This window comes from Paenibacillus sp. OT2-17 (assembly GCF_009827695.1).
Taxonomy (GTDB): domain Bacteria; phylum Bacillota; class Bacilli; order Paenibacillales; family Paenibacillaceae; genus Paenibacillus; species Paenibacillus polymyxa_B.
Window position 1 is genome coordinate 1 of record NZ_WUDQ01000545.1, and the last position, 2,496, is coordinate 2,496.

At 40.5% G+C, this 2,496-nt stretch carries 3 protein-coding genes and 1 pseudogene; 1 reads left to right on the top strand and 3 read right to left on the bottom strand.

Annotated elements, in window-relative coordinates:
- The 3 genes from GRP75_RS24350 to GRP75_RS24360 form a co-directional block, all read right to left on the bottom strand.
- Positions 1–263, bottom strand: a 263-nt coding sequence (locus tag GRP75_RS24350) for a family 1 glycosylhydrolase (RefSeq protein ID WP_160790604.1), incomplete at its 3' end; no start/stop codon positions are given.
- 210 nt (positions 264–473) lie between these two features.
- Complete coding sequence (locus tag GRP75_RS24355) at positions 474–1,082, bottom strand: DUF1349 domain-containing protein (protein WP_013310225.1); 609 nt, start codon at positions 1,080–1,082, stop codon at positions 474–476.
- Between the two features lie 35 nt (positions 1,083–1,117).
- A complete protein-coding gene (locus GRP75_RS24360; protein WP_081391285.1) occupies positions 1,118–2,026 on the bottom strand; it encodes an ROK family protein in 909 nt (302 codons plus the stop codon).
- 283 nt (positions 2,027–2,309) lie between these two features.
- Between GRP75_RS24360 and GRP75_RS30755 the strand changes: the two are divergent.
- A pseudogene (locus tag GRP75_RS30755) lies at positions 2,310–2,496 on the top strand (hypothetical protein); the annotation flags it as partial.

Consider the following 2,496-nt stretch of genomic DNA (forward strand, 5'->3'; position numbering starts at 1 on the left):
CGTGACCATGCGATAGAAGTACGGAACACTTTGAAGCCCATTTCCGCAAAAAGTTTGATATCTTCTTTATAATGATGATAAAAATCAATACCGATCAACTTCATGTTATCTTCTGTTGGTACATCCGTAACGGGCCCCCAGCCACCACGAGGAGTTACATCCTGAATGGACCAGCCTTTTCCATCTTCTTGATAAGCGCCTTCGAGCTGATTAGCAGCAACTGCTCCGCCCCACAGGAAATCTTTTGGAAACTGTGTACTCATATTTTCTCCGCCTTTGCTGATGTTTTTCATTAACTAGATAGAAATACGTTACCTCTATGCTAATGTGTTATAAAGTACTTCTAACTGAATCTTAAGGTTTGTAACGCGTTTCATGTCAAGTATTATTTTAAAAACTTCCAGAGCTTATAATTGTATTATCTCCAATAATTACCCCCATATTTATAACTCTTCTATTATTGAGTAAAATGGCTATTCTTCAAATGGCGGATCTACATGAATGTCTCTATCTGGTTCAGTGCTTACCCAGCGAGTAAAGATAACCTGAAAACCGGCTCGAGTCGGCGCGCAGGCAAAAGGACCCGCCTGTTGTCCCGTTTCATAAGGAAAACGTGCTACACGTACGGTGCGCCAGCTTTGATTTTCGGTTCGGGCTCTAATGATAACTGCATCCTGTAGCTGTGAAGCACGAATCGTCACATTTTTCCCTACCCAATCAGGTACAGGAGCTAATGACCAATCGGAATAGCCATCCGTGACTACGACTGCCAGTTGAGGAATTCCATCATTTAATTCGATTCCGGCTTTAATCCACTTTTGCTGTCCTTGATACAGCATTATACCGGCCTGATCGTAGAGCTCCGTAAATGAGCCTAATTGAAACGTGACTTCGATGGCAGAGCCTTCTTCCCAGTCTGTAAGCAGGGAATGTCCGCTACTGCGTTCAAATCCATACAAAGTTTTTTCCCAGTAGTCGCTTCCTTCTCTGGTTTCAACTTTAAGGAACTGATCTTCTTCTATGGATGATACAGGGTGATTAGTCCATGTCCCTGTAGTCCATGCAATCGATTTTTGAGTCATTAATCTCATCCTCTCATGCTTTATTGAACGATGTCCTATTTCCTTTTCTCCACCAATTGCAAATTGTACGTCAGACTTTCAAGGGTCACCGAAATCAACCCACGCATGTATTCATCATGTGTATCGTTTTTCACAAAAATCTCGGGCATATGTTCTTTGGGTACATCTTTTAGACAGCCGTTATAAATATCGTCCAACAGAGTCGGCTTGGATAACTCTCCAGTCAAAGCGATAGATACAGGATCTATAATCGCAATAATGGAAGTTATCGTTTTGATCGCTAAAGGAACAAATCCCTCTGTGCTATTTAACTGTTTAAGCTGTTCCTCTCTTGTTAAATCAAAGGGTAAGAAGGAAACCTCCCCAGCAAATTTGGTATTTCCTTTTAACAAATGTCCATCGACAATAAAACCCGCGCCGGGGAAATTGTCTTTGGGAAACGTAACAATAGCAAAGGTTTTATCCTCATCATAATTCTGCATGTTATAAAATCCGTAGACTGTCAAATGCATATCATTTTCAATGGTAACTTCTAATCCGTATTTATCTTGAAGCAGTGGACCTACAGGGACTCCTATGAGCAGGTCGAGATCACAAACATCGATAATCCCTTGATGAACAACCCCGGGGATGCCAATCCCAATGGCTTTGACGTTTCCATAGTTATTAATCAGCTCTCCAATTTGGGTTTCTATGACTTCATAATCAATATGAGGCACATTGGAAGTATTCTCGATGATGATATCACCAAGCAAATTGGCAACAGCATAAGTAAGAGAATGTATACCGCCTTCCGTTTTCACATTTAAACAGATAATATAAGAATAGTCAGCGTTATATTTGTAACGTCTAGCCGGACGTCCGCCATTCGACTCTTCCAATTCCGTCTCTAATACCTCCCCGGTTTGAAGAAGCTCATTCAGAATATTTCCGCAAGTTGCCACACTAAGACCTGTGATACTGGCTATGGATGACTTGGTTGCATATTCCTTGGATTTCAGTGTGTTTTTAACTAACTCTACATTAATTTGTTTAACCCGAATGGTATTATTGGAGACTGGTTGTATTTGAATACACTCCTTTTCCAGTATTTATTAAAAGGTTTATAATAAGTTGTAATATAACGCTCTGCCTGCAAAAAGTCAATTTGTACACATTTTCCTCTTCTCTTCGATCATCATGCTATACTAGAAATAAGAATCAAATTTTTAGTGCGGCATCTTTGCGATGAAACTAAGTGAAATTGGGGGGATTCTGTTGTCAGCTATTGAGTATATAGCAATAATCGCGTTGCTCCTCTCCGTCATACTTTTAATTAAGGTCTACAGCCTTCAATCTCGGCTTAATGACTTGAAATCCGACGTGGAGCGTCTTGAAAATCGTTCAGGAATACAAGGCGCATCGCTGTCAGGTA